The 2,800-nt window shown below is 71.3% G+C and carries 2 protein-coding genes and 1 pseudogene; all 3 read left to right on the top strand.

What is annotated here, in order from left to right; all coding sequences use genetic code 11:
• Positions 1-787 (top strand): Gfo/Idh/MocA family protein (locus I53_RS11115; RefSeq protein WP_043350489.1); only part of this gene is annotated, 787 nt, incomplete at its 5' end.
• A 224-nt stretch (positions 788-1,011) separates the two neighbouring features.
• The gene (locus I53_RS11110) at positions 1,012-2,613 is read left to right on the top strand and encodes a YcaO-like family protein (RefSeq protein WP_043350487.1); all 1,602 of its coding nucleotides are present in this window, start codon (positions 1,012-1,014) and stop codon (positions 2,611-2,613) included.
• Positions 2,610-2,800 (top strand): annotated as a pseudogene (locus I53_RS11105) (sugar phosphate isomerase/epimerase); the annotation flags it as partial. The gene I53_RS11110 and the pseudogene I53_RS11105, both read left to right, overlap by 4 nt.

The following is a 2,800-nucleotide window of genomic DNA, read 5'->3' as shown; positions in this document are numbered from 1 at the left end:
GACGCCGAACCATCTCCACCGCGGCGCCGTCGAGGCGCTCGCCGCCGCCGGCAAGGCGGTGCTCTGCGAGAAGCCCATGGCGGCGACGCTCGCGGACGCGGAAGCCATCGCGCGCGCGGTCGAATCGCAACAAATCTTCTACGGCACCGCCTTCGATCAGCGTCATCACCCGGCCCATCGGACGATCCGCGCTCAGGTCGCGGCCGGGCGGCTCGGCACCGTCACCACGGTGCGGATCGTCTACGCCTGCTGGCTCGGGCGCGACTGGTCGGAGGCCGGCCAGCCCAACTGGCGGATCGATGCCGCCCAGGCCGGCGGCGGCGCCTTGATGGACCTCGCCCCGCACGGGCTCGACCTCGTGGATTTCCTGCTCGACGAGCCGATCGCCGACCTCGCGGCCCTGACCCAGAGCCGGGCCCAGGACTATTCCGTCGATGACGGCGCCCTGCTGATCGGGCGGACCGCGGGCGGCGCGCTGGCGAGCCTGCACGTCGCCTACAATTGCCCCGACGCGCTGCCCCGCCGCCGCCTGGAGGTGGTCGGTACGAAGGGGATGCTGATCGCCGAGAACACCATGGGCCAGACGGCCGGAGGATCGCTGTCCTTCATCGACGGCGCCAGCGGGCGCGTCGAACCGCTCGCCTTCGACGCCGACAGCTCCCCCTTCACCGAGCAGGTGCGCGCCTTCGGCTCGGCCCTGCGCCGGCCCGAGGAGCGGGGGGCGTACTCGGCCGCACGCGATCTCCACACGATGCGACTCGTCGCCCGCGCCTATGGGCAGGGGTAGCGACCGCAGGACAGGATGAGCAGACACCGGACAGCTACCTATCCAATCCAAGCCGCACCCTCATCCTGAGGTGCCCGCGCCAGCGGGCCTCGTGGGAGGGCTCCAGGAAGCGCTGTGCCGTCCAGAGCCCTCCTTCGAGGCCTTCGCTGCGCTCCGGCAGCTCAGGATGAGGGGATGGGCAGGACGAAGGTGAGCAGGCGGTCCGAGGAACACGGGAACACGACGTGAGCAACGCAGACGGCTTCCACGACCAGGACGACCGCGCCCGGCACGCGCGGATCAAGGCGCCGCGCCCCTATCGCTTCGGCGCCAAGCGGCCGATCGAGGGGCTGCCCGAGACCCTGCCGGATCCCGTGCGCGCCTATCTCGACGTCCTGCCGGAAGGGCGCATCGTCGGCTTCCCGCTGGCGCCCCTCGACCGCACCGGCATCCCGGTCTGGTTCGTGGCCCTGTTCCTCGACGACCCGTTCTTCGTGGGCGCGATGCCGTCGGGCATCGGCTACGGCGCCACCGACGACGAGGCGCTGATCGGCGCGGTCGCCGAGATCGCCGAGAACCTGATGCCCTCGCTCGCGGTGCTGCCCCGGGCCAAGGAACGGGCGAGCTACACCGACCTCGCCCGCGTCTACGGCGCCAAATCCGTCGCCGACCCGCTGACCCTCTGCCTGCCCGCCGGCTCCCCGGTGGGCCGGGACACGGTGCTCGAATGGACGCCCAGCGTCCGGCACGCCACGGGCGAGATCGTGCTCATGCCGCTCGACGTCGCCGCCACCGACTATTTCGAGCTGTCCGAGGGCTACAAACCCTTCACCAACCTGATCACCAACGGTCTCGGCGCGGGGCCCGACGTGCCCTTCGCGCTGGGCCACGGCGTCCTTGAGCTGCTCCAGCGGGACGGCAACGGCCTGCTGTTCCGGGCTCTCGACCAGGGCGTGATGCTCGACCTCGACGGCATCGGCCCGGAGAACGCCGCGATGCTGGCCCGGCTCAAGGAGCTCGGGATCCACGCGCTGCCGAAATTCGCCACCGACCAGTTCGGTCTCACCAACCTCTACGTCGTCGGCTACGACGCGGATCCGGCGCGCACCCCGGCGCCGATCGCCCTGTCGGCCTGCGGCGAGGCCTGCGATCCGGACCGGGAGCGGGCCCTCCGCAAGGCGCTGCTCGAGTTCCAGGCCGCGCGGGTGCGCAAGACCTTCGGCCACGGCCCCCTCGACAAGGCCGCCACGGTGACTCCGCCGGGCTACATCGACGCCTTCATCCAGAAGGCGCTTCCGAGCCTCGACCTCGAGGAGAGCCGCGCCCTGCAGGCGATGCTCGAATGGATCGAGATGCCCGCCGCCGACCTGCGCGGCGTGCTGGCCGACACCGTCTATTCGGAGCGGAGCACCAAGCGCTTCGCGGACCTGCCCTCGACCCCGGCCGCGGACGGGCATGCCAGGGGCAAGATCGCCTGCGACCGGCTCACGGAGGCCGGGTTCGACGTCCTCTACGTCGACTGCACGCCCCCGGGCGGCGGGGTCGGCGTGGTCAAGGCGATCGTGCCGGGGCTCGAGGTCGAGACCATGAGCTACTACCGGATCGGCGAGCGCAACACGAAGAAGCTCATCGACCGCGACCACCCGCTGATCAAGTTCGGCACCGAGAGCGAGACCCTGCGGCCGGTCCGCCTGACGCCGGAGGCCCTGGAGCGGTTCGGCGGCCAGCCGCTGTTCGACGTCGCCCTGGCCGAGCGGATCGTCGGGCGGCACTATCCGCTCTATCGCGAGCCGGAATCGCACCACGCGCCGTTCCGCCTCGCCCAGCGTCAGGGGAGGGCGGCATGACGCTTCGGTTCGCCTACAACACCAACGGCGCGGCCAACCACCGCCTCGACGACGCGATCCACCTGATCAAGGCCGCGGGCTACGACGGCGTGGCCCTGACGCTGGACATCCACCACCTCGATCCGTTCTCCGAAACCTGGGCGGCGGAGGCCGGCCGGGTGGCGAGCCTGCTGGAGAAGCTGGAGCT

This window comes from Methylobacterium sp. B1 (assembly GCF_000333255.1).
GTDB classification, from domain to species: domain Bacteria; phylum Pseudomonadota; class Alphaproteobacteria; order Rhizobiales; family Beijerinckiaceae; genus Methylobacterium; species Methylobacterium fujisawaense.
Note: the sequence above shows the minus strand (reverse complement) of the source record. Positions and strands in the feature narration are given on the sequence as shown.